The sequence below is a fragment of the Hanstruepera sp. CR43 genome (assembly GCF_055227665.1).
This window is the reverse complement of sequence record NZ_CP200078.1, coordinates 2,834,141-2,859,286: the sequence shown is the minus strand read 5'-3', so window position 1 is coordinate 2,859,286 and position 25,146 is coordinate 2,834,141. Positions and strand designations below refer to the sequence as shown.

At 33.7% G+C, this 25,146-nt stretch carries 21 protein-coding genes; 2 read left to right on the top strand and 19 right to left on the bottom strand.

All coding sequences use genetic code 11. The annotated features are described in order from the left end of the window. Positions 1-3 precede the first annotated feature (3 nt). The 17 genes from ACKXGU_RS13085 to wecB form a co-directional block, all read right to left on the bottom strand. Entirely contained in the window at positions 4-1,149 is a 1,146-nt protein-coding gene (locus ACKXGU_RS13085) for a glycosyltransferase family 4 protein (RefSeq protein WP_463465728.1), read from the bottom strand. Then, complete coding sequence (locus ACKXGU_RS13080; RefSeq protein ID WP_463465727.1) at positions 1,149-1,787, bottom strand: acyltransferase; 639 nt, start codon at positions 1,785-1,787, stop codon at positions 1,149-1,151. Before ACKXGU_RS13080 ends, ACKXGU_RS13085 begins: the two co-directional genes overlap by 1 nt. Then, a complete protein-coding gene (locus ACKXGU_RS13075) occupies positions 1,780-2,877 on the bottom strand; it encodes a DegT/DnrJ/EryC1/StrS family aminotransferase (protein WP_463465726.1) in 1,098 nt (365 codons plus the stop codon). Before ACKXGU_RS13075 ends, ACKXGU_RS13080 begins: the two co-directional genes overlap by 8 nt. Positions 2,878-2,880: 3 nt before the next feature. Continuing rightward, complete coding sequence (locus ACKXGU_RS13070) at positions 2,881-3,852, bottom strand: CgeB family protein (RefSeq protein ID WP_463465725.1); 972 nt, start codon at positions 3,850-3,852, stop codon at positions 2,881-2,883. Beyond that, positions 3,833-4,909 carry a glycosyltransferase family protein gene (locus ACKXGU_RS13065; protein ID WP_463465724.1) on the bottom strand — a complete coding sequence of 359 codons (1,077 nt, stop codon included), beginning with the start codon at positions 4,907-4,909 and terminating at the stop codon, positions 3,833-3,835. The genes ACKXGU_RS13070 and ACKXGU_RS13065 overlap by 20 nt, the downstream gene beginning before the upstream one ends. A gap of 59 nt (positions 4,910-4,968) precedes the next feature. Next, positions 4,969-6,051 carry a glycosyltransferase gene (locus tag ACKXGU_RS13060; protein WP_463465723.1) on the bottom strand — a complete coding sequence of 361 codons (1,083 nt, stop codon included), beginning with the start codon at positions 6,049-6,051 and terminating at the stop codon, positions 4,969-4,971. Further along, a complete protein-coding gene (locus ACKXGU_RS13055) occupies positions 6,048-7,160 on the bottom strand; it encodes a glycosyltransferase family 4 protein (RefSeq protein WP_463465722.1) in 1,113 nt (370 codons plus the stop codon). Before ACKXGU_RS13055 ends, ACKXGU_RS13060 begins: the two co-directional genes overlap by 4 nt. A gap of 4 nt (positions 7,161-7,164) precedes the next feature. Then, positions 7,165-8,115, bottom strand: a complete 951-nt coding sequence (locus ACKXGU_RS13050; protein WP_463465721.1) for a glycosyltransferase family 2 protein — start codon at positions 8,113-8,115, stop codon at positions 7,165-7,167. A 12-nt stretch (positions 8,116-8,127) separates the two neighbouring features. Next, complete coding sequence (locus ACKXGU_RS13045; RefSeq protein WP_463465720.1) at positions 8,128-9,012, bottom strand: glycosyltransferase family 2 protein; 885 nt, start codon at positions 9,010-9,012, stop codon at positions 8,128-8,130. Positions 9,013-9,025: 13 nt separating this feature from the next. Continuing rightward, positions 9,026-10,048, bottom strand: coding sequence for a hypothetical protein (locus ACKXGU_RS13040; protein WP_463465719.1), 1,023 nt, complete (start codon positions 10,046-10,048; stop codon positions 9,026-9,028). 7 nt (positions 10,049-10,055) lie between these two features. Further along, on the bottom strand, positions 10,056-11,279 hold the full coding sequence (locus tag ACKXGU_RS13035) for a polysaccharide pyruvyl transferase family protein (RefSeq protein WP_463465718.1): 1,224 nt from the start codon (positions 11,277-11,279) through the stop codon (positions 10,056-10,058). A 55-nt stretch (positions 11,280-11,334) separates the two neighbouring features. Continuing rightward, complete coding sequence (locus ACKXGU_RS13030; RefSeq protein ID WP_463465717.1) at positions 11,335-11,979, bottom strand: sulfotransferase family protein; 645 nt, start codon at positions 11,977-11,979, stop codon at positions 11,335-11,337. A gap of 15 nt (positions 11,980-11,994) precedes the next feature. Beyond that, a complete protein-coding gene (locus ACKXGU_RS13025; RefSeq protein WP_463465716.1) occupies positions 11,995-13,107 on the bottom strand; it encodes a glycosyltransferase family 4 protein in 1,113 nt (370 codons plus the stop codon). Positions 13,108-13,290: 183 nt separating this feature from the next. Then, positions 13,291-13,998 carry a sulfotransferase gene (locus ACKXGU_RS13020; RefSeq protein ID WP_463465715.1) on the bottom strand — a complete coding sequence of 236 codons (708 nt, stop codon included), beginning with the start codon at positions 13,996-13,998 and terminating at the stop codon, positions 13,291-13,293. An 80-nt stretch (positions 13,999-14,078) separates the two neighbouring features. Continuing rightward, on the bottom strand, positions 14,079-15,737 hold the full coding sequence (locus ACKXGU_RS13015) for an ATP-binding cassette domain-containing protein (RefSeq protein ID WP_463465714.1): 1,659 nt from the start codon (positions 15,735-15,737) through the stop codon (positions 14,079-14,081). Between the two features lie 299 nt (positions 15,738-16,036). Then, entirely contained in the window at positions 16,037-16,753 is a 717-nt protein-coding gene (locus tag ACKXGU_RS13010; protein ID WP_463465713.1) for a sulfotransferase family 2 domain-containing protein, read from the bottom strand. A 40-nt stretch (positions 16,754-16,793) separates the two neighbouring features. Then, positions 16,794-17,888 (bottom strand): non-hydrolyzing UDP-N-acetylglucosamine 2-epimerase, encoded by a 1,095-nt coding sequence (wecB, locus tag ACKXGU_RS13005; RefSeq protein ID WP_463465712.1) that lies wholly within the window; start codon positions 17,886-17,888, stop codon positions 16,794-16,796. Between the two features lie 176 nt (positions 17,889-18,064). Between wecB and ACKXGU_RS13000 the strand changes: the two genes are divergently transcribed. After that, positions 18,065-19,108, top strand: a complete 1,044-nt coding sequence (locus ACKXGU_RS13000; RefSeq protein ID WP_463465711.1) for a nucleotidyltransferase family protein — start codon at positions 18,065-18,067, stop codon at positions 19,106-19,108. Positions 19,109-19,169: 61 nt separating this feature from the next. On the opposite strand, the gene ACKXGU_RS12995 is transcribed toward ACKXGU_RS13000, so the two are convergent. Beyond that, the gene (locus ACKXGU_RS12995) at positions 19,170-20,120 is read right to left on the bottom strand and encodes a GDP-L-fucose synthase family protein (RefSeq protein ID WP_463467435.1); all 951 of its coding nucleotides are present in this window, start codon (positions 20,118-20,120) and stop codon (positions 19,170-19,172) included. Position 20,121: 1 nt separating this feature from the next. Continuing rightward, a complete protein-coding gene (gmd, locus tag ACKXGU_RS12990) occupies positions 20,122-21,237 on the bottom strand; it encodes a GDP-mannose 4,6-dehydratase (protein ID WP_463465710.1) in 1,116 nt (371 codons plus the stop codon). 365 nt (positions 21,238-21,602) lie between these two features. Here gmd and ACKXGU_RS12985 point away from each other — a divergent pair, with 365 nt between their 5' ends. Further along, the gene (locus tag ACKXGU_RS12985) at positions 21,603-25,142 is read left to right on the top strand and encodes a T9SS type A sorting domain-containing protein (RefSeq protein WP_463465709.1); all 3,540 of its coding nucleotides are present in this window, start codon (positions 21,603-21,605) and stop codon (positions 25,140-25,142) included. Positions 25,143-25,146: the final 4 nt, after the last annotated feature.

The window sequence follows — 25,146 nt, the reverse complement described above, 5'->3', positions numbered from 1 at the left end:
AAACTATATAAGTGTGTCTATAAAAGCTTGGTGCTTTCCCCTAAAGCCATCATACGAAAAATAGGTTTGGGCTATTTCAATAGCTTTTTGAGATAGAGCTTCATACTTTTCATTTGAATTCAAAATCTCCAAAATAGCATCTGTATGTGCTACTATATCCAATGAGTCAATGCAATAACCATTTTGACTATCTACAATAGCTTCCTGTGATCCATCTTGGTTTCCTACAATAATTGGAGCACCACAGGCCATGGCTTCAAGAGGTGTCAACGGAATCCCTTCACCTCTTCCCTTGCCCCTATCGGAAACTAAAGAAAAAACTCTGGCTGCTCTGTAAAACTTTGGTAAATCACTTTCATGAACCATACCCGAAAAGAAAACGCGGTGCGAAACATTGAATTTTTCGGATAAATCTCTTAAATAATCAACCATATCACCCTTGCCAGCAAATACCAAAACGGAGTTATCATCCATTTGGACAATATTTGAAAACACTTCTATTAAGCGTTCATATCCTTTATGCGCAGCAGTAAACGACAAACGCCCTAGAGTAAGAATCCAAGGATTATCTTCAGGGTTTGGTAAATGGTAATTTTTATAAAAATCATCTTGTTTATGTTCTGAAATTGGCGAAAACTTATCTAAATCTACACAATCCCAAATAACCTCTGTAGAATTCGATTTTCTAAACCCCACTTCTTCAATATATTTTGCCGTAAAATGGCAATCGGAAATTACATGATCCACTTTTTTAAACCCTATTTCAACTTTTGGTCGCAATCCACTCCATACTTCCAATCCATATACATTTAGAACACTCTTGGCTTTTTTAAAAAGATTAAAACGAACTAAAATCTCGGTTAAATTAACATGTCCCAACCATATAACATCCGGCTTCCATAAATTGACAGTTCTCAAAACTTTGAAAATAAAAAACAACTTACTTGATATGGTATTGCCCCAAGCATGCCATGCTATATCAAACCCTTCTTCAAAATCACCTTCTTGAGGAGACAGCAAAGAGAAAGCCTTGATGTTTTCTTGTCCAATAATTTCTTTTAAAGCGGAAATTTGATAGCGATTATAGCGACTAATTCCTCCTTTATCAAAGCATCCTGGTGTTAAGTATAATATCTTCAAATTACCCATTAATTATTTGATAAAAATATTGAATTCTCTTCCAAAACCTCATTGTCCTTGACTACACCTGAAACACCTATCCAAGTACCATAAGGTATTTTTGATCCTGGTAACAACACTGCATTTATACCTACAGCTGCTTTATCTCCAACAATTACATTTCCAACAATTAAGAACTGATCTTCTTTTTTTGCCATAGTTGAAAATGCGTAACGCTTTATATCGGTTTGATCATTAAGATTTTTGTAATGGTGAGACAAGCTATAAATTTTTGAGCCACATGCAATAGTAACATCTTCACCTATTTTCACACCGCCATGTGCTTGAATTAAAACAAAAGGTGCTACATGGACATTATTGGAAATAATCAAATCGCCAGGATTAACCAACTCATCACCTTTACAATGGTACTTTCTTCCATTCGGTTTGAACTCACCAGCTATTAAAATGACATTTTTGTCAATCCATACATTGTCCCCTAAACTGATATGCTTAGCATTCTCAAAAAAAACGCCTTCTTCAATAATGATGTTTTTGCCACATGATTTAAACTGGGCTTTATAATACCAATACCTCAATTTTTTACCCAATCCGCCGCCAATGTTACGTAAAAATGATTCCAATAACTGTTTTAGCAACCTAAACATTTAATAACTGTTTTAAAACTTTACATATAAATTGCACCTGATCCTCTTCTAAATCAAAATATGTTGGGAGATTAATTCCTTGTGTATAAATTCTATCCGTGACAGGAGTATCGACTTTTTCATTGATATATGGCATTTGGGACATAGGATAAAAAAAGGGTCTTGAATCCACTCCTCTCTTCTTTAATTCAACCATAAATGCATCTCTATCTTCAATACTCCATTTTTTATTTTCAAGACATATTAACCAATAAGCATTTGTTGCCCATTCACTCGTGTTATTGAGATTAACACCATCTATTTCACCCAAATATTTTCTATACCAATCAAAAATACGTTGTCTTTTTGCCATAAACGCTTCAATTCGTTCCAATTGGGCACAACCAATTGCGGCCTGAATATTGGTCATTCTAAAATTAAATCCAGGCGCAGTATGCCAATACCTTTTTTCCTTACTCATGGCATGATCTCTTAAATAACGGCAACGATTATAGAAATCCTCATCATCTGTGGTTATCATACCTCCTTCTCCAGTAGTCAGATTTTTATTTCCATAAAAACTAAATGTTGCGCAATTTCCCCATGAACCCACTCTTTTACCTTTGACTGTTGCTCCATGTGCTTCTGCAGCATCTTCAATAACCCATAACCCATGTTTATTTGCTATTTTAACAATGGCATCCATTTCAGCAGGATGTCCATACAGATGTACTGGCATGATGGCTTTAGTTTTGGAAGTAATTAATTTTTCAATTCCTTTAGGGTCTATACAAAGGTTACTACTGTCTATATCCGCAAAAACTGGAGTTGCACCACAATGTAATACGGCATTGGCTGTTGCTATAAAAGACAAGTTAGGCATGATTACCTCATCGCCTTCACCAATACCATTGGCTGTTAATGCCAATTGAATGGCAACAGTACCATTACTCACACAAATGGCATAACGAGTATCGCAAAAATCTGCGAATTCTGCTTCAAAGCGATCAATATACTTACCTAAACTTGATATCCAAGTAGAGGTTACAGCATCATTGACATAATCAATTTCTTTTTGGGTAATTGAGGGTTGGGATATTGGTATAAACATAAGTTACAGTTTTGATAGTATGTAGGTTAATCGATTTTCATAGGTATGTTCCGCATGAGCTCGTTTACACGCAGCTTCTCTTACGTCCTTCATTTCTTGAGGGTAGTTTTTCGCTCTTTCAATAATTTCCAATAATTCATTAAAATCATTGTAAACCAATACTTCCTTTCCAGGAGTAAAGTAAGGTTCTATAGATTTTCTATTTTCCAATATATGCAATCCGCCACAACCAGCTATTTCAAAAGCACGACAATTTACAGAATCAAACTCATGCATGGCCGTTGAGTTTAGCACACCGAGTCCGCTGCCAAACACTTCAGCTTTTTCGGCTTTAGTAATGTATTTATTACGATGCACTTTTTTAATTTCAGGATATGCCCAACGTGGTAATGGTGGACCATAAAGCCCCAATTGCACATCGTGGTCTAATAACTTTTTGGTAATATATTGCCTGTAATCATAAAACGAACCTGCAATAATCAAATCATTATTACTTTGTTGATGTGTTGGTTTATGCCAAGCTGGATTCATAGCTTCAACCAACATTTCTGCTGGCAAACCAACACTCTTTAGTTTACGAGCTGCATAAGCATCCTTGATATAAATAAAATCCCAAAAATCGGACAACAAACCCCTTTTTTTCATGTTGGCTGGAGGATCGCCCCACCAAGAAATGGTAATGATTCCTTTTTTTCTACACTCATAAAGCACTTCCTCATCAAGAGATTGCGTAAGTGACAACAAAATATCCACTGAAGCTGACTGGATGGTATTTAAGATGAATTTTTCTTGGTCAGACAACTGCGGAAAAGCCTTTTGCTTTAACTCATCCAGTACTCTAATCACTTTAGAGTAAGATTTGGCCACAGAAACTTGTCCCATAGTAATGACATCATGTCCCATTGCCCTTAAAGTGTAGGAAACATTGTCAACAAAACTATCCTCTAAATTATAATTAGGAATTAGTATTCTCATTAATTTTTTTTAAAAGTGAAGCATAAACCTCTTCACAAATATACGGACTGCTTTTATAATTTTTTCCTTTTCGGGAAATAGCTTCTAAAACATTAAAAGATTCCAAGTTTTCATAGTCAACCAGTAACATTTTAGGATAGGTTTTGGTAATAACATAATTGTGAGCAGTCAGTAACTTATCTGAACACCAGACGTCCAAATCTAAAGCTAAATATTCAAATATCTTATTGGGCGCATTGAACTTGTAATTGAGTGATTTTCCTGTATACAAAACAAGTCCAACGTCGTATTTCCCTTTTAAGTCAATGATATGATTGTAATCGATACTTCCTTTGAAATTAAAATTGTCATAGGTAGCAAACCTATCAATAATTTTTTGATCATCGCATCTCGAGTAAAAATCCAATGAAAATCGCTTATCACCTCCAAAATACTCGAATACCTCATCTAAATATAATGCAGTGAATGATAAGGCTCCAATGTACACTAACCTAATTGGTTTGGTGGCATCGGTATAATCATGATCACTAAAAGAACTTGCCACTTGCCATTTCCTAGATGGATAATTTGGCATAATATGGCATTTACTAGTGTCTATATTAGGAAATTCTTTTTTAAACAACTCCAAGCGATCTTGATTGGTATGGGAAATCCACTGGGCCTCTTGTAAAATGGGAATCTCATATTTTCTTCCAGTCCGCTCAAAAAAAGATTGCCTTTGATAGTCCTCTTGGGAAAAATACTCATGGTAATGTACCACCATCATTTTTTTAGAAGATCGGAATATTTTTTTATAGATAACCACAGGCAGAACACTAATAGACTCAAAATACATGACTTTATCTGCTTTAAAAAACAGTGCATAAAGCGCTTTTATAGTAAATAGAAAATAATCAACAATACTTAAAAACTTACCTAATGGACTCGTATCGGTTTTACGTAACTTCTTGCTAGTAACCAAAAGATAATTCACATCATTTTCCTGAAAATAATCTAAAATATTCAGTAAAGGTGGATACAAATGCTTTGGTCTAAAATGTAAAATTAAAAGCTTCAATGTTTTATTATTTCTATAAATTCATGATTCATTAACAAACGTCTAACCAATCGAAAAGGTTAAGCAAACAGTAACTGATCCAATTTTCTATGAGTGGTTTCTTCAGAATAATAATTAGTAAATCGTTGGTTTAAATAATTCTTTATTTCAACTATTTCTTCTTGTTTTAAAGATTGTATTTCTTGCAGCTTATTACTTAAGCTAACAGCATTAGCATCAAAAATTAACTGATCACTAAAATCGCCCAATATTTCAGGCATGCCACCATTATCAGTGGCGATGACCAAAGTTTTGGTAAACATGGCTTCAAAAAGTACGCGCCCTTGTGCCTCATAACCGATACTTGGAACAACTACCAAATCATAATTTATCAATTTACCTGTTGGATCAGGAGTAAATCCTAGTAACTTAATCCTATTGTCTAAGCGTAACTTAATGATCAATGATTCCAACTCTTTTGTATAGTTACCATCATCAAGTCTGCCATAAATATCCAGTTGCAAATCCTTAAAATTCGCCAATGCTTCAATTATTAAATGAACACCTTTACTTTTGGTTATACGACCAAAATAAGCCAGGTTTTTGATGTCATTAACTGGATTGACATTAAATGTTTGATTCTGAATAATTTTCAATCCATCATTAAAGGTTGCTTGATGGGCTTTAGGATTGATTCCATTGTTAAGCCAATAATTTTTTACGGCAGGTAAAAATGCCACTTTTCCAAATCCTCGAATTCCCCATTTGTTTAAAAATCCAATGCTTGGTTTTGTAAATATCCATTTAAAATAAACCGCCATATTCAGATTTAAAAACAAATTGGCTAATCTTAAAAAAAAGAAACCATGAATGGTATGCGTAAAAATCAAATTTATATTATGTGCTTTAGCAAAATTTATATAAGCTTTTAAATTTTTTATAAAAGACTTTATACCAACAGCTGTAAATGAGTCGATTTGAATTTTTTCCGAGGCCTGAAATAATTTTTGATTTTCTTCGTCATTTAACCAGTCACCTGCCTTTTCATAAACTAAAAATACTTCATGACCTAAAGTATTGAGGTGCTTGATATATGAAAACATCGATAATTCCGCACCTCCTGATTTATTGGATGCCTCTCCCTCAACAATTAAGATTTTCATTCCGTAATTGCATTATAGATTTTCTTTCCAATTCGTTCCCAAGTCAATTCAGTTCTGGTATAATTCCATGCCATTTTTCGCATGGTTAAATACATGTTTTTATTTTGAATCAACAATTCCATTTTTTCTGCAAAACTATTATAGTCAAAGGGCAAATCAATAACATATCCAGTCTCATTATCCAACACCAATTCTGGAATTCCAAAACTTTTTGGCGCTATACTTGGACAACCAAAATATCCTGCTTCAATTAAAACAGCACCCATGGTGTCCATTTTAGTTGGGTGAATCAACAAAAATGCTTTCGATAAAATATCCTTAAATCTGTTCAATTCTGACTCATTGGTTTTTCTTAAAAACCCTTCATAAACCACACCTTCAATATCTAAAATATGATTCGGTGGTTTTTCACCAATGATGCTTAAGGTTATTTCAGGGAACTTTTCTTTTACTTTAGAAAAAGCATCAACACAAATAAAGCCGCCTTTCTTTTCAAAATTGAGACTTATGAATACCAAATTTAAGCCACCGTCATAGTTGTCTTTTTGAGGTAATTCTATATTTCCACCCGTATGAACAACTACTTTTTGTTCATCTTTAAGATGATACGATTTTAGCATTTCCTGCCATGCCCATTCACTCCCCACAAAAATATGTCTGGCTTTTTGCAACCATTGCTCTTCTTTTTTTGAAATACGTTCAATGTCTTTTTGAGTGAATTTATCAGGAGTTGAAAATATATTCAGGTATGTCTTAAAATCAGCATCCATGTATACCCCGAAAGGGACCTTACTTTCACAAGTTATCCAAGGTGTTTGTCCAAAGTAGAAATCATAATCACTGTCTTCTTTTTGAAGTTCCACCTGATCTTTAATGGTATTGAGTCTGTTATCTGAAAAAAAAGAGAACCGAGATCTAAAACCTAAAGTCCGCTTTGCTTTCGAAATTAATTTATCAATAAAACTCACAGATGGATCGATTGGCCCAACATAATTAATTTCTAGATTTCTAGTTAATTGATTATGTATATTCCAATTGATTCCACTCCATCCACCACTGGTGGTCTTAAGATCCAAATTTGATATAAAATTAATTTTCTTTACTGACATTTGATTAGCTTAAAAACTTCCTCAACTTCAATGTTGACTTAAAGCCAAGTATTGAAGCTAACTTTTTGAACTTTAGACCGCCAACTGGCCACATTTTTTGATATCCTAAATCGTAGAATGCCTCCTCTGCTGTTGCAACCAAATCGCTAAATTCACCATAAAACTGATATATGAATTCCAAAAAGTTTTGAGCAATCCCAGGTTTTAAATCTGTAGCAAAATTAAAATCTTTTGCATGTTCTAAATACAATTGATAACTCAATAACAGAGATTCAGCTTTCTCTCTACTAAATTTTTGATTTTGAGAAACACTATTTGAGTTTCCGGATCGATAATACACCTTTGCTTCCTCACAGCAAATGACTTGTTTTCCATGCATTAAAACCCTTGAAAAAAACTCACCGTCCTGATTGATCTTTAATACCTTATTCCAATCACCAGCTTTTTCAATTAGCGTTCTTGGTGTCAACCATATGGCTGTTTGCCCCATACCACCACCTTTCCATGATTCCAATAACCACAAATGGGCAGGTTTAAAATCCTTATTTACTTTTTGACTACTCCATATCACATCGTTTCTGTCATTGCGGAATCTACCCCAAATACCACTAGCAATAGAGCCCTCTTCATATTCATCAAGTAATTTGACTTGTTTCTCAATTTTATCAGAACTCAATAAATCATCGGCATCTAAAAATTGGATGTAATCACCATTAGACATCTTAAACCCATAATTGCGAGCCGCACAGGCTCCTTTTCCGGTATTCTTAAAAACTTTTACAATGTCCGACTCAAATGTTTTTGCCAATTCTAAAGAACCATCGGTAGAATGGTCATCCACAATAATAATCTCAATATTTTGATATGTTTGTTTTAAAACAGAATCCAGTGTATCGTTTAAAAATGCTACTGAATTGTATAGAGGAATAATAATGGAAACTCTTGGGAGCGTCAAAGTCTTAAATAATTAATTAAAAATACTACCTAAAAAAAAATACAATATATCACCGAAAGTTATTGAACCTCTTTTTTTAATTTCGAATGCCTTAGTTAATGAATGATGCTTCATAGTTGAAAAAAAATATCGAACTTTTCTCTTTCTATATCTGTTTATAACATCTTTTTTATCCAAATTATTCAATGGACATTCATCACTTTTAATCATTTTCTCTCCGATCAATAAATATTCAAACTCGCGAATTGGATTACCAAAAACTTTTTTACTTTCTTGATTTTCATGAACCCTGTACCATATTATTCCTTGGGGCATTAGCAAAACTGGAAATTTTTGAGATAATAAATGCCACATCTCAAAATCACCTAAAAAAGGCTTGCCAGAAAATCCTCCTATTGAGGTAAAGGCATCCTTTTTAATTATGCTCGACAAAGGTCCCCTTATAAAAATTTTTGATTTAAAATACTCCATCTTATATGCTTCCTCTTCAGACAATAAAGTTGGAAAAGGAAACTTACTCAAAGGAGGAACAGTACAAAGTCCATAACCGGCTTCCGGAAACTGTTCCATGTAGAAAACCAACTGTTCCAAACCATAGGGATAAATATAGTCGTCATGATCTACATACTTTAAGTACTTACCTCTGGCATAGGATGCTGCCTTGTTACGATTAGGATAGTCTCCATAATTTTTATCGTTAAGATAAACATGGACTCTGGCATCTTTTTCCTGAAATGATTTGGCTATTTTGTAGGTGTCATCGGTAGAATTATCATCCGTAATAATTAATTCGAAATTATCATACGTAGAATCCAATACACTTTGAATAGCAATTCCAATGTACTTTTCACTATTATAGGAAGGCATTAAAACCGATACAAGAGGCTGTTCTGTCATAATTAATTTGATGTCATTCAAATTCTTTTACAAATCTAATAAGTTCATCCTTTGATCCCTCGTAATAATGTTGATAATATGTAATAAATGAATTAAAATATTTTTTTGGTGATGCTTCTTTATCAAAAGTAGCTTGAATTTCTCTTAATTGTGAAATAAGTTCTTCTTTATTGTTGTAGGAAATAAAACACTCTGGCAATTCTCCTGTTCCATATTCTTCTGGTTCCGCTTCTTGTCTAAACGCCATGGGCCAACCCGTATGAGGTGTTACAATTTTGGCACCATAACCCAGGCATTCTGCAATGGGCAATCCAAACGATTCAAAATGTTGTAAAAACAACAGACTGGATTTTTTATAAATGTCTCGAATTTCTTCAACTGTATAGCGTCCTTGGAGCTCTATAGTCTTAATTCCAGCTTCTTTAAGTGCCTGCTTTTGAATTTCCCTTTCCTCGTCACAACCTTCCCAATGAAAATCCACCAAAGCAATCAGTTCCTCCTTTTTGGTTGGCTCAATACCACTGGACTTTAAATTTAAACCAACCTCAAATTTAGTGTCACTGGTAGTTGTTTTTACATAACTTGTGGTTGTTATGGCAAATTCGAAATCAAAAAAAGTTTTGTAATCTGGGTTTTCAGAAGAAACCTCTTTCAAAAACCTTGGAGATGAATCCAAGAAGAACACTTCATACAGACCTAGTGGCTTATTAAGAAACTTCTTTAATTTTGGAATACCATAATAATTGTGCCAATAAGCATTGGGAATACACTCGCTTAAAATTACAGCATCATATTTTTTTAATTCCTTGATAATTTTTCTATCATGAAAAAAGTACTTTAAACGTTGCCTTATTTTAAAATTTAAATTTGGACGATAGTGTATTCCTTTTTCAAATAGAGGCGTTAATCTATGTAAAAAACCAGTTCCATAAAATATTTTGCATTCCACATTAATTTCCTCAAAAGCATGCTTTAAGGATTGTGCCAATACTTTTGGGCTTTTATTTTCAGGCCTAGATATAATAGCTACTTTCATGCGTCAATTAAATGTTTAGCAGCGATTTTCGTTTGACTTCAGGTAATGTCTCAACAACTTGCTTTTTAATGGTTGCTCTTTCCGAAATAATCATATCTATAAAAGTAGTCAATGTTTTTAAATCCATAGCATTAGTTGGTTCCATCATATAGGTATCAGATAATTCAAAATGATTGAAAAGCCCTTCAAATTTACCTTGATAAACGATGCAACCAATGGGTGTTCCTTGACCCAAACATGCTATTGATAAATGCATTCTGGCAGTGACTACGACATCAATATTATAAACAAGACCTTTCATATCCGACGCTAAAAACTGTTTGGATATAAGAAATACATCCTCTTTGCAAAAAGCATCCATATTACTTTTTAGTTTTTCCAATAAGATAATATCACTATTGGTTTCCCTAAAATCATGAGGAATCAAAACAAATGCTAATTGTGGATATTTTGCGTAAACATCTTTTATCGCATTGGTAAAAACCCCTATAAACTCATTGGTTTTTTCTTCATCATTAAAAAGTTGTGGATTGATATTAACACCAACAACTGTTTTAGCTGAATCCTTTTTGTTTATAACCCATTCTTTGGCATCTTTAATTTGTTCACCAATTATTGTTGGCTCAAGTACAAAGGCCATATCAGCAGTTAATTCAGAAGTTCTGTGCGGTAAAAGTTCACTAAATCGTCGCCTTGAAACATCATCCCTCAAGCAAAATCTCACTTTTGAATGAATGCTTCCTAAATTCTTAATAACCGCTTCTCTTTGCCATTTATTGATGCTAAACCCAACAATTGTAGTCTTAAGACCTGCATGAGCGGCATGATCAGTAATCTTGATGATTCCATTGGTTAACCAATCCGCATAACATCCATCCATCATATCAGTACCTAATGTGTAAAAATGAGAGGATTTAGAAAAAAGTGAGATGAATTTCAAATGTTCAGACCAAATTCCACCTTTAAAATACTTTGAAATACTATACCAGTTATCTATGGATTTTAAGTAATCCCATTCTTTTTTTTCTCCAAAATGAATGAGTGTTGTGGTAAACCCTTGTTTCTCTAGTTGAAAGCTAATCGAGTCTATTACTGCTTCATCACCTATACTACCTTCCCAAGATGGTGCCAGGATTAGAGCTCTTTTAGTGTTTTTTGATCGGAAAACAGCAAAAATTTTACTGATCAGTAATATGCTTTTATATATAATTGTCTTTAAAATATTTTTCATTTGAGGTTAGGTTACTATTCGGTGAAAATTAAACTTTAGTTTGCAATAAAATAAGTTAGGAAAATAGATTTAATAGTTTCTTTACAATCCGTTTCCCTTTTTCGTAATATCTTATTTTACGGGATTGATCCGCTGCACGGTTGGTTGTTGGAAACTCTACATTCGGAATATCTTTCTCTAAAAAAGGACATAATTTATCCCATCCATCACCTTGAGTCACATCAAACTCTAAAAGATCTTGGGGTCTTTGGGCAAAATATTCACGAACACCGTTGTGGTGTTCCTGAAATTCTTCACGCCAAATATCCTTATCCATTTTCAACCATTTATTATTAGGGTTTTGTTTTTGTAGTTTTTTTAAGTTTGGCGTACGCTGTAAATGCTTTTCCCGGCTTTTAATCCATCCTTCGACATCCCTTGTATTCAAAATAAATTTACTATTCGGGTATTGTTTATCAAATTCTTTAAAAAGTATATTGGTTGAAGGGTGGCTCCAATCTGAAAATGCTTGATAATTCTCAATACCCATTAGGATATCCTTATTATTATCAAAATTGTTTTTTATGATATCTTTGATACTCTTCCCTCCAGACTCAATATGATGAACACTATTAAAGCCCAAAATCTTAAGTGCTTTGTGAATAGATGATGTTCCGGTTTTATTCAGTCCAATACAAAATATCTTATTATATGATTCCATAGTTTGAATTTTTATCTATGATAATTCATTTACCAAATTACTGACAATTATTTTCCAATCGTATTTAGTTTTCACTAAATCTAAAGCTTGCTCCCTTAAATTATCTCCTTTTTGGGGATTATCAAGGATTTTTGAAATCTCCATATAAAAATCATCAGCATTGTCTGCTAATAGTGCATGATTATCAACTTCAAAATCTATACCTTCAATACCTTTAGATGTTGATACCACCGGGTTACCTAAACTCATGGCCTCCAAAATCTTGAGTCTTGTACCACTCCCTGACAATAAAGGTACAACAGCAATGAACGCTTTTTTATAATAAGGATTGACATCTTCAACCTCACCCACAAAATCAACTTTTGGATCATCTTCCAAATCTGAAAAAGGTGCCCTATTGCCCTTACCTACAACCAGTAATTTTACATCAGGATAATTGTTTCCTATTTTTGGCCATACATTTTTGTGAAACCATAAAATGCCTTCCTTGTTAGGGTAAGCGTCCAAAGTCCCACAAAATAAAATAGTATTGTAAGTACCTTTTTTATCCTCAACATACATCTTATCCTCAACATCTACACCATTAGGAACCACTTTACCACTAATCTTTTGATGGTTTAATGATTGTAAAATATCAACATCTTTACGACTACATGCCCAAAATTCATCAATCTTACGGTGTAGGTTACTTTCCTGTGCTTTAATTTTATGGTAATTTTTTTCGTTTGCTTGATTTTTACGATCAACAAGCAGGTGGTCAACATTATGAGCATCCAATACCAATCGCGCTTTATTAAAATATTTTTTTACAACTGGCAACAAAGACATGGCTGAAAGATGCTCAAAAACAACCATATCATACGAGTTGCTTCTGGATAATTCTTTAATGATATGACTAAACTCCAAAACCTCCAAAGTAGCCGATTGAAATATGGTCTTTGTTAATAGACGGTATCGTATAGCATTCTTAAGCTTATTAGGAAGCTGTTTTAGTAATCCTTCCTTTTTTAAAAATGAATTCGGGGAATAAAACGTTATATTTTTATTATGGTAACCTCTCTGGGGAAAGGAATCTTCTCCTTGATAACATATTACATCCAGTTTATAATACTTGGAAAGTTCATTCATTAAGTGAAAGCATCTCAACTGACCTCCATTTGTTGGAGGATACAAGTTTTTATAAGGTATTATATGTAAAATGCTTGCTATATTATTTTGATTTTTCTCCAAAAGCTTAAACTTAACTTTCTAAAATTCTGTATAGGTGTTTAAAAAAAAGAAGCAAGATAGGCAATATCTCTCTAACAGGTTTTATTCAGTAATCTTTACATTGGTTTTATTTTTCCATTCAAAACTTTCCCGTTGGGGCATTTTACCTAGAAACAAACACAATTTCTCATAACTATCCTTTTCAGAAACGTCAAGAACCAACAATCTTTTATTATTACCGGCAAAATATTTTTTTACATCTTCAATGTGCTTTTTATACACATTCATGCAGATCTCTTTATTAAAATCTTCGGATTGAAACATGGTTTTAAACGTATTATACAAAAACCCTCTTTCTAAATATGGATCATTCTTAATCTTTTCTTGACCGCCATAATAATTTTCAAAGGATTTATACCAAATATTACTGTCTGATCTGACCGTTAGTACAAATTTACATTTCGGATATTTCTTATCGACATGCTTATAAAATCCGGGTAAGGAAAACGGAATATCTTGAAACACTTCATATTCCGAGCATTTTTTTAATATATCTTCAACTGTCAATTCGCCTTTAGCATACCGATTATAAAGTCTTTCAAAATCATGTTGGTTGCTCATAAAATAACCTAATTCTTCAAGAGCATAAAACAATGTTGTTGTGCCTGTTTTATTAAAACCTATAACAAAGACCTTTGGTTCATTTCTAAACCGAATTTTGGCTTTTTTAATTAAAATAGTTAACCATTTTAATTGTTTATCATATTTATTTGCTATTCCTAATCGTGAAGCTATTTTAAGATTGAGCATTTGTTTTGGGCACTTGTTATTAAAATTAATTTGAGTACTTGATAAATGATTTTAGTCCAACATTAAAATTGATGGACCGGTTATTGTTCATTAACATCAATTTTAATGATTCGGTCGCATTGATCCAAAGTACTCAACCTGTGGGCAATAATAATAATAGTTAATTTCCCATCAGATAATTTATGTATGGCTTCGGTAACTTCTAACTCTGTTTCGGTATCTAGGGATGATGTAGCCTCATCAAAAAACAAAATTTCAGATTCAGAATACAAAGCTCTTGCGATTCCTAATCGTTGTCTTTGACCCCCTGATAATTTTGTGCCATTTTCACCAATGAGCTCATGAACACCTTTGGGTAATTTAGCAACCATTTCCCAAAGGTTGGCTCTTTTTAATGCTTTTTCAAGTTTTTCATGGTTTATTTCTTTCTTCCCATGGCCAAAAGCAACATTCTCTGCTACGCTACCATCTATGAGATATACTTGTTGCTGCACATAGCCAACTTTATCATAAAACGATGTTTTGTTTTCGTCGTCAAGCTTTGTGTTATCAATCAAATAATCTCCTGACTCTGGTTGCAGAAACCCTAACAAGATATTCATTAAGGTTGTTTTACCAGATCCCGAGGGACCAACAACACCTATGACTTCTCCTTTTTTTATGGTTAGGTTATAGTTTTTAAAAATCAATTCCGAATCATTGGAATATCGAAAGTTAATATCTTTTAACTGTAGCTGACTCTCAAATTTCAATGGTGTGGCTTCCGTTTTTTTGTACTTCTTTTCTATGGAATCATATTCCTGCAAAGGTTTCAGCGCATCCATAATCCAAATAGATCGATTTAAGCCATTAATAGCTATCATCATACGGTTAATAGAAGGCATAATCTTGTATCCTGCGACAACGAAAACACCTAATAACTTAACAAGCTCCACTTTACTCGGCATATAATATATTCCAAAAGAAATAATAATAACAATGGCCAGCATAAGCGAACTTTCAATAACCCTACTTGGGGCAAGATTATAAATAACCGTTTTTACATTAATGGAAATAAGTTCCTCAATATTTCGTTTTATTTTTTTTCTAAATTGCTTTTCGGCTCCCATCACTATAATATCGATATATCCAAAAATACTTTGAAACATATTTTTACCAACGATGGGTACTATTTTTTGATATTGAATACCCATTTCAATAGACTTATTTCTTACCCACTTGTAAAAGAAATAGAATGGCGGTAATACCGTTAGCAATAAAAGAAACAATATTTGCGGATAAGTGAACACAATGAATATGATAATGAACAAAAGGATAATAAGTTCATTTAAGAGATTGAAAGAACCTAAAACTTGTAATTGGGAAAACTCCCGTGTGGCCGACCTTAAATTTCGGACTATAATATTTGAATTGGTGTTTTTAAAATAATTCAACCCCTTGGAGTAATAATATTTATGCAACTTCATTGCGAAGTCCTTGTATAAACCTAAAGCGAATTGTGCATTTACTTTAACAATCCACATGTTCAAAATATTCTTTCCTACCACTATGATGAGCATCCCAATTGAAAGAATGATTATCAGTTGTTTTTCGCTGGTAAGCGAAAAAAATTGATAGATTTTGTTCAACCATTCATGTTTACTTAAAACATCATCCTCAAGCAATACTGAAAATATTGGAAAAATGGCACCAAGTCCCAACAATTCCAAAGCCGAATTTACCATAAGAAGAAACCCCATAAAAAACAGTTTCTTGTGTTCTTTTTGAGGAATTATTGAAAAGATAAATTTTATGGTTTTTATTAAAATTTTCAAATTATAGGCTGAATTTTAAATTTTTGTATCATAAAGGCTTATCGCAAATAAAACGATTGTTTTTTCTAGCAAAGCAGTCAATGATTTATCACTGACAAATATATAATCTTTAAATCATTGCTAGCAATTAAATAGGTTAGATTTTATGGATAGTTTTTTTATTTTTTTAAAATGGGTGAGCTCTTTTATTGTTATATTTTAAATCTTAACCCTTTCTCCAATAGTTACTTTTCATAATTCAATAGCTCGAAATCGGGCTTATAAAGCTGGTAGATTTTTTCCTTACTTTGGATGTCTAATCGAATTTTATCATTTTTAGATTTAGCGGTATTGATTTTCTTTAATTCAGAAGTTATTCCAAGTTTTTTCTTTATAAAATCATAATCTTCCTGAATGTTCTCAAGTCTCCCTATAAAATCCAAATTAATCTCACCCGATTGGTCCTTTAAAAAATACGTTTGTGGTTTAAAATGAACGATTTCATACATGGTTTTGGAATTGAGCCAAAGCTGCACAAATTCATTTATATCAAAATAAGGCATTAAATTTTCTTCGGCCCATAATCTATCCCTAGTATCAAAACCACCATTTTTGAGATAGTAATATGCCGATTCAAATCTGCTGTAGGGATTTCTAACAATAGTAAATTTAAAATACGCTTTGAAAATACGTTTTGAATAGATATTTTGATAATCACTCAAGCTATAATGTCCAGCACCATAATTATTAAATATAAACTGACAAATTGATAGTCCAGCGGCTTTAGGGATATGAACAAAAATACATTTATAATAATGAAAACCATCTGCAGTATGGAATTCTCCCTTTCCACTATTCAAATATCTTTTTATACTGGCTTTCTTACTAAACTCATCATATATGAAAGAAGGTAATATTCTTTTAATGACAATTCTCTTTGTGTCCCCTTTAAAAAAATTCATACTGAATGCTCTTGAATCGTTTAAGAATCTAAACCGATGCCTATAAATTAGAAATAACCTTTAAAATACGTTCTGTTGACCTACCATCCCATAAATCTGGTATATACCCTTTTTTGTAAGTGCCGGATATTATAGAATTTATTACATCTAAAATTTTATCTACATCAAAATTGAGTAATGTATTAGAGCCTATGTCAATGGTACTTGGTCTTTCGGTGTTGGGCCTTAATGTCAAACATGGTTTTTGCATAAAGGTTGTTTCCTCTTGTATGCCGCCACTGTCAGTTAAAACCATACTACAATTTAGAATCAAGTTTTGAAAACTAAAATAATCCATGGGTTGCGTTATAATGAGGTTTTTTAAGGCTGAAAAATCTTCCTTTAATCCAAACCTATCCAAATTATTTAAAGTTCTTGGGTGCATTGGGAACACCACCTTTTGTGAATTTGGCATTTCCTTAATTAACCTCATTAAACTTTGTAAACCTTCCTTATTATCTACCGTTGCTGGTCTATGGATGGTCATTAATATAAAATCATTCTCGTTTAATTGGTATGTTTCCATCACACTACTTTTTGTAATGTCATCTCTAAAGGCTACCAAAGTGTCAATCATGGTATTTCCTACAAAATGAATGTGCTCTTTCTGCTTTCCTTCCTTAACAAGATTGTCTATACCGCTTTGTTCGGTCACAAAATAAAGGTCAGTGATTTCATCAACCAAAATCCGGTTTATTTCTTCGGGCATCGAACGGTCAAAACTTCGCAGTCCGCTTTCTAAATGCCCTAGGGTCACACCTAACTTATGTGATGTTAAAGCTGCCGCCAATGTTGAATTCACGTCTCCTGGTACCAAAACTATTTCAGGCTTAAACTCATCTATAACTTTTTCAAGACGAATCATAATTTCTCCCATCTGAACATTTGCTGAAGCTTGTGAGATATTTAAAAAGTAATCTGGAGTTATATCAAGTTGCTGAAAAAAAACATCTGCCATGGAGGCATCAAAATGTTGACCTGTATGCACAATTTTAATATCAAATTGACCTTCAAATAATGTTTGGGCGACTTTTTTAAATTGCGAAATTTTAATATAGTTTGGTCTGGTTCCAACAACTACTAGGATTCTTTTCATACTCATGCTATGAAGTAAATTAGTGTTCAATACTTTATTGATTGCGAAAATAGGCAAAATAATTTGGGCCAAGGCTCAATAAAAAATGGTTTTACCGAATAAATGTTTTAGACCTAATTCAGGTTTAAGGTTTTTAATACCATTTAGTTTATATAAATTTAGCTCAAATTAAAACTTTGTCTAAATCTACCCAATCATATAAGATTATTTTTCAGTTAATTGCTGATATTTTAAGCTTCAATTACAATGCTGACGACTTAAGATTACAACTACAAACCTCAATAATTGATTGGGAGACATTTGTGAGAATCGCGAGTAGTCATTTAGTTTTAACAACATTGTATTGCAGATTGAGACAAAAAAATCTTTTGGATGAATTACCAGAAGACTTACAGACCTATTTAAAAGAGCTCACAACAATAAACAGAAACAGGAATATAACTTTACTTGAAGAAATAAGTGATATTTCGACCATATTAAAAGCCCATCAAATTAATCATGTATTTTTAAAAGGTAGCGCGCTATTAGTTGGTAATTATTATCAAGATGTTGGTGAACGGATGATTGGGGACATAAACATTTTAGTTGAGAGCAATCAAATAGAAAATGCTTTTCAATTATTGACAACCCAAGGTTATTCCGAATTTGTAACTTTTAATTATTCAGTAAAAAATTTCAGACATCTTCCCCGCCAGGTATCAAAAAACAAATTGGCTGCAATTGAATTACACAAAAACATAGTAAATGATAAGCACGCCTATTTGATCGATAGTCATACCATTTTATCAAACAAAAGAGACGTTGACGGAATTGCCATTCCAAATCAAGAGGATTTAATCCGGTCTTCAATTATATCCTATCAAATAAACAGTCTTGGCTATTATTATAACACCGTTCACTTCAAATACATTTATGATTGTCTGGTTCTAAATATTGAGTCCAATAAAACCTTACTAAAAAAAATAGACCAAGAAAAGTATAGTGCTAGTTTCATAGCATTGGCAAATATTCATTTTTCAGAAATTGAAGTTTTCAATCAGTCATTTAAGACAAAAATGACCAAAATCTATTATGACCTTTCCTTAAACAACAGGCAACTGGGAAATTTCCTTTATAAGACAAAATACACCTATAAAAACATAACAAATCGTTTTTATCTGGTAGCATTTAATAAAAGTTATAGGAAACACATTCTCTCAAACATATTTTCAAGAGAGTAATAGAGCGGCAATTACATTAATAAAATGTAATTTTCAGGGGCCATTTATTAAATCTAAAAAATCAATTTAACTCGATTTGTTTGAGCCCGCTTAAATTATTTAAAAACCATTGATATGTATTAGCTATACCTTCCTCCAAGGGAATTTTAGCCTGCCAGCCTAAATCATTTAATTTAGAACTGTCCATTAGTTTTCTAGGTGTTCCGTCTGGCTTACTACTATCCCATTCAATTCCCCCTGAATGACCAATAATTTGTTGGATAGTTTCTGCCAACCTTTTTATAGTAATATCCCTTCCAGAACCCACGTTGTACAAATGCTCTGTCATGGCATTTTCAATTGCAAAAACAACTGCTTCCGCCAAATCATCTACGTGTAAAAATTCACGCAGTGGCGTACCACTGCCCCATAACTTTACCTGTCCATCATTTGATTTGGCCTCGTGGAATTTTCTAATCATTGCAGGTAAAACGTGAGAACTTCGTAAATCAAAATTGTCATTTGGGCCATACAGGTTAGTGGGCATCAAACTCACAAAATCCTTACCATACTGTTTTCTAATAGCCTCACAAGCTTTCACCCCTGCTATTTTTGCAATGGCGTACCATTGATTGGTAGGTTCTAAGCTATCCGTCAACAAATAGTCTTCTTTTAACGGTTGTGGCGCAAACTTTGGATAAATACAGGAACTTCCCAGAAAAATAAACTTTTGCACATCGGCTTTGAGGGCTGCATCAATAAGGTTGTTTTGTATTTGCAAATTCTCCATCAAAAAAGTGTATGGGTAATCATTATTGGCCAAAATACCACCAACCCTAGCCGCTGCGTCTATAATTACTTCAGGCTGTTCGTCATTTATAAAATCTTTAACCGCACTTTGGTTTCGTAAATCAAGATCATCACTTGTTTTACCTACTAATTTTGAATAACCCTTCGCTTCCAAAGCACGCCATACGGACGAACCTACCATACCGCGATGGCCTGCAATATATATTTTAGAATTTTTCTGGATACTATTCAAAATAATTCATGGTTTTAAATCCACCTTTGTCAAGATATTGTTGCTCTTTCATTAATTTTATATCACCTGCCATCATATCTTTTACCAAATCAGCTAAATTGTACTTGCACTCCCAACCCAACTTTTCTTTTGCTTTGGTGGCATCTCCTATTAATAAATCAACTTCAGTCGGTCTGAAATAGCGCGGGTCAACTGCAAGAACTTCTTTTCCAATTTCTAATTGATATTCTGGTAAATTACATTTTACCACGTAAGCCTTTTCATCAACTCCTTGGCCTTTAAAGTCCACTTCAATACCTACTTCGGCAAAACTCATTCTAACAAATTCACGAACTTTTGTTGTTTTGCCAGTAGCAATAACCCAATCTTCAGGTTCATCAGCCTGGAGTATCATCCACATCATTCGGACATAGTCTTTAGCATGTCCCCAATCACGTTGCGCTTCCAAATTACCTAAATAAAATTTATCCTGAAGACCTAAAGCTATTTTAGAAACCGCTCTGGTAATTTTGCGCGTCACAAAGGTTTCTCCTCTTATTGGCGATTCATGATTAAACAAAATTCCATTACAGGCATAAATTCCATAGGCCTCCCGATAGTTAACGGTAATCCAATAGGCGTACATTTTAGCTACCGCATAAGGAGAGCGTGGGTAAAATGGCGTTGTTTCAGATTGTGGCACCTCTTGAACTTTTCCATAAAGTTCAGAGGTTGAGGCTTGATATATTCTTGTTTTCTTTTCTAATCCCAATAAACGAACAGCATCCAAAATACGTAACGTACCCAATCCATCGGCATTTCCTGTATATTCTGGCAATTCAAAAGATACAGCGACATGGCTCATTGCGGCCAGATTATATATCTCATCGGGTTGAATTTCTTTTATCAGACGAATAAGGTTTGTACTGTCTGTCATATCACCATAATGCAGATAAAAATTTTGATGCTCTACATGAGGGTCTTGATATAAGTGATCTATTCTATCTGTATTGAACAGTGAAGAACGTCGTTTCAAACCATGTACAATATACCCTTTTTTCAATAAAAACTCACTCAAATAAGCTCCATCTTGTCCAGTAACACCGGTAATAAATGCTGTTTTACTCATATTCTTTCGATCATTGTAATTTTATGTCAATTTAAAAGTGTAGCAAATCTAACAAAAATTATTACTAATAATGTCATTCTTATTTTTATACTAGTAACTAAATACTTATCATACCCATTTGTTTTTTTTAAAGGAATGATACAAAATCATATGCTATTAATATTTTCAATCATAACAGGAATTTTGGTCGTTCAGTTTTTAATTAATATTCAAAAGAGGTATTATATAACTCTAAAATCACATTGCCCCATATCTAAAACTCCATTATATATATCGGCACAGACTAAAATTCTTTTCATATATTTGTTATGAGTTTTGTTTGGCTCATTTTATACATTTTAGAATTGCTATATAATCAAATTATTATGAAAAAAATCTACTTCTTATTATCTACAATTTGTTTTGGATTTATAGGCTATTCCCAAAGTCCTATTGCTACTATAGATCGTGACAATATCAATGGCCCTACAATTACTGGCACGGCGACTAATATTTCAGCCATCGGTTTTACGAAAGGTGTTGGTATTGCCACAAGCAGTCCGGGCAATGATTATAGTTCTAAAAGATGGGATTCAAACTCTCAAGCAGCAGCACAGCTAGCAAATGAATACATAGAATGGTCAATTTCTGCAAACCCCAGCTACAATATAGACTTGAGCGCTATGGATATTAGGTTATTTAGGAGTTCCAATGGCCCATCTAATTGGCAAATATTTTATAGTTTAGACGGTTTTGCTACGGCTGGCTTACCTTTTTCAGCATCTCAAACAGCAACAACTACAGAAACTGATTATGTTTTGACTAGCCCGGTTATAAATTCTACGGATGGAGGCACCATTACTTTTAGGCTTTACGCTTGGAATGCTATTAACACAGGTGCTACTATTACAATTTCCGGCAATCCAGCTTGGGCTGATTTTTCTGTTGCTGATCCAGGCGTCCGTATTTCAGGAACCATAAATGCTGGTTTAAATAGTGCCGAATCAACTATAGTCGCAACGGGATTCAACCCAACTGACAATTTTAACTATTTATCCTACACGGCAGCAAGCGGATTAACAACCTCTAATGCCCTCAAAATTGGGGAGTTTTCTATTAGAGATGGTGGTGCGGATCTTACCGATTCAGATATACTACCCACAATATTAACTGACATGGACTTCAATGTTACTGGCTCTAATAATATTGCTGCTATGGCTATTTTTGATAATGGCATCAATGTTAGTGAATCTACTACTATTTCAGCTACAACTTCCTTTAACAATATTAACTCTGGTGTCGGTATCAGTGCTCCTGATGGAGGGACCAAAACCTTTAGTGTTTATGCCACTTTTACCAATACGGTAACAGATAATGAACAGCTGTTATTGAATATATCAAATGCTACTGCAAATGGGACTGCTGGTTCAACATTTTTTAATTCTGATGCAGGTGGAGCAAGCACACCAATTGTTGGCGATGATAACCGAATTGAAGTTACAAGGACAAAACTGATTTTTGGACAAGAGCCTTCTGATGTTGGTTTATTTGAAGTAATGACTCCAGCGCCAACTGTTTTAGGGGTAGATGTTAATAACAATCTTGATTTAGATTATACTGGTTTTATAGTGATTGGTTCAGCTTTGGCAATAGATGGGGCATCCACTATTGTGGTTGCCGCCAATGCTGGTGTAGCTGTTTTTGATAACTTAATTTTCTCTGAACCAGGCACCGATGTTCTAACCGCAACGCCATTTAATGCTGGCATATCATTTGGATTGAGTGACTTTTTCACTGTAAACGGCCCAACTATTATTTTAGCAATACAGGATTTTGATGATACATCCCCTAACTGGCCCTACACTTCTGATTTAACATTTTTTGATAACGGATGGGGAACTGATGGATTTTATGGTATTATTAACAGCAGTTTAGCAACACCACTTGACAACCCTTCATTTTCAGAAAACATTTTAGGATCTCATGATCTTAATGATGAAGGAAATGGAACCGCTGGTTTAGCAACAATTACATTTAACACCATTGACATTAGTTCTTACTCTAATGTCAATTTATCATTTGATTTTGATATTACGGGATATGGCAGTAATGACGATGCTCAATATGAGGTTTTCTATGATGGTATCAGCCAAGGAATTGTTGATTTAATCAATGGCAATAGTGCCGCTGAAGGATCTGTAAACATAAATGTCCCGGATACTGTTAATACTATTTATTTGGAAGTAAGTGTAGGAAATAATGGCAATACAACCTTTACTGGATTCGATAATTTTCTTTTAACAGCCGCTTTTGATGGTTTGATATACTACAATAACGCTTGGGCTCCTAGTGCACCAACGAACAGCACAGGCAATTTAAACGCTTTAGTATTAGATGGCACCTACACGGTAACATCAGATGTTGCCATTAACAATATGTTTGTAGATGACACTGCCAATATGATGATTGAAAAAGGTAAATCAATCCAAATAAATGGCGATTTAATTTGTAATGATAATGTTACTTTGGATTCTGATTCTGACGAGTATTCTAGTCTTATTGTTGAAGGCACTGTTTTTGGCAACGTAACATACAGTCGACATACCAATACTAACGCTTCGGTTGGCGGAAACGACCTTATTTCGGCTCCGGCAACTGGACAGATATTTGAGGATTTTGCTAACAACAACTCCAATTTATTTTCAAATCCTTCAAATACAACAGAGAAATTATTTGGTCCTTTTGACAAAACGGTGGGGCTCTACCTAACTTACGACACAGCTATTCCTGCTGAAGCTTCAGTGGTTTTAGAACCAGGTGTTGGTTACAGAGCTGCGACCAGCGATAATGGTAATTTAAATTTCACTGGAACTATAACAACAGGCACAGTCAATGTTCCTATTGTTATTGGAGGGCCCAACAATCCTGAATGGAATTTGGTAGGAAACCCATACCCTTCCTACATATCACTGTCTGGGTTTTTATCAGCCAATAGTTCACAATTTAGCACTGTGAGTTCAGGTATATATGGTTATGACGGTGACGCTACAGATGGATGGCAAATTTGGAATCAGGCTTATTCCGATGCAAATCCAGATGCTGTAATCACTCCTGGCCAAGGCTTCCTAATAGCTTCTGGTGTCGCAAATGGCACTATTGCATTTGAACCAAGCATGAGGACTACGGGTACTTCAGATGATTTTATACCAGGGAGATTGTCAAACAATCCTCCTCCAATAGAACACATAAAAATTCATATAACAAGTAATGACCAAAGTTACAATACAGATTTTTATTTCACCGACAACGCCACTTTAGGATTAGATTTAGGATACGATTCCAGTATTTTTGGTGGTCTTGCTCCTAATTTTTCTATATTCTCGCACCTATTGGAAGATAATGTTGGCCTAGACTATGCCATTCAATCATTGCGTTATTCGGATTTTTCTGGTGTCACCATTCCTCTTGGGGTCAATGCAAACCAAAATCAAGAAATAACTTTATCAATTACCGAATCTACATTGCCTGAAACTGTTGACGTGTATCTTGATGATACAATCGCAAACACTTCAACATTATTAAGTGAAGGAGATTACAGCTTGACACCTTCAGTAAACTTAAACGGAACTGGGCGTTTTTACTTAAGATTTTCCGAAAATTCACTTTCTGTTGTTGATGATTTATCTTCAAATCAATTACAAATCTATTCTACTCTGTCTCCTAAAACATTATTTGTAAAAGGAAATTTGACCGATATGACTGCTGTAAAAATATTTGACATTCAGGGACGTATGATTATGGCAACTAGTTTAGAACCAGGAAATAATGACACCAGAATTGACATTTCAAGCATAAAAGCCGGAATTTATACCGTTTCTGTATCTAACAACAGTTTTAATAAAACCAAGAAGATTATTTTAAAGTAAATAA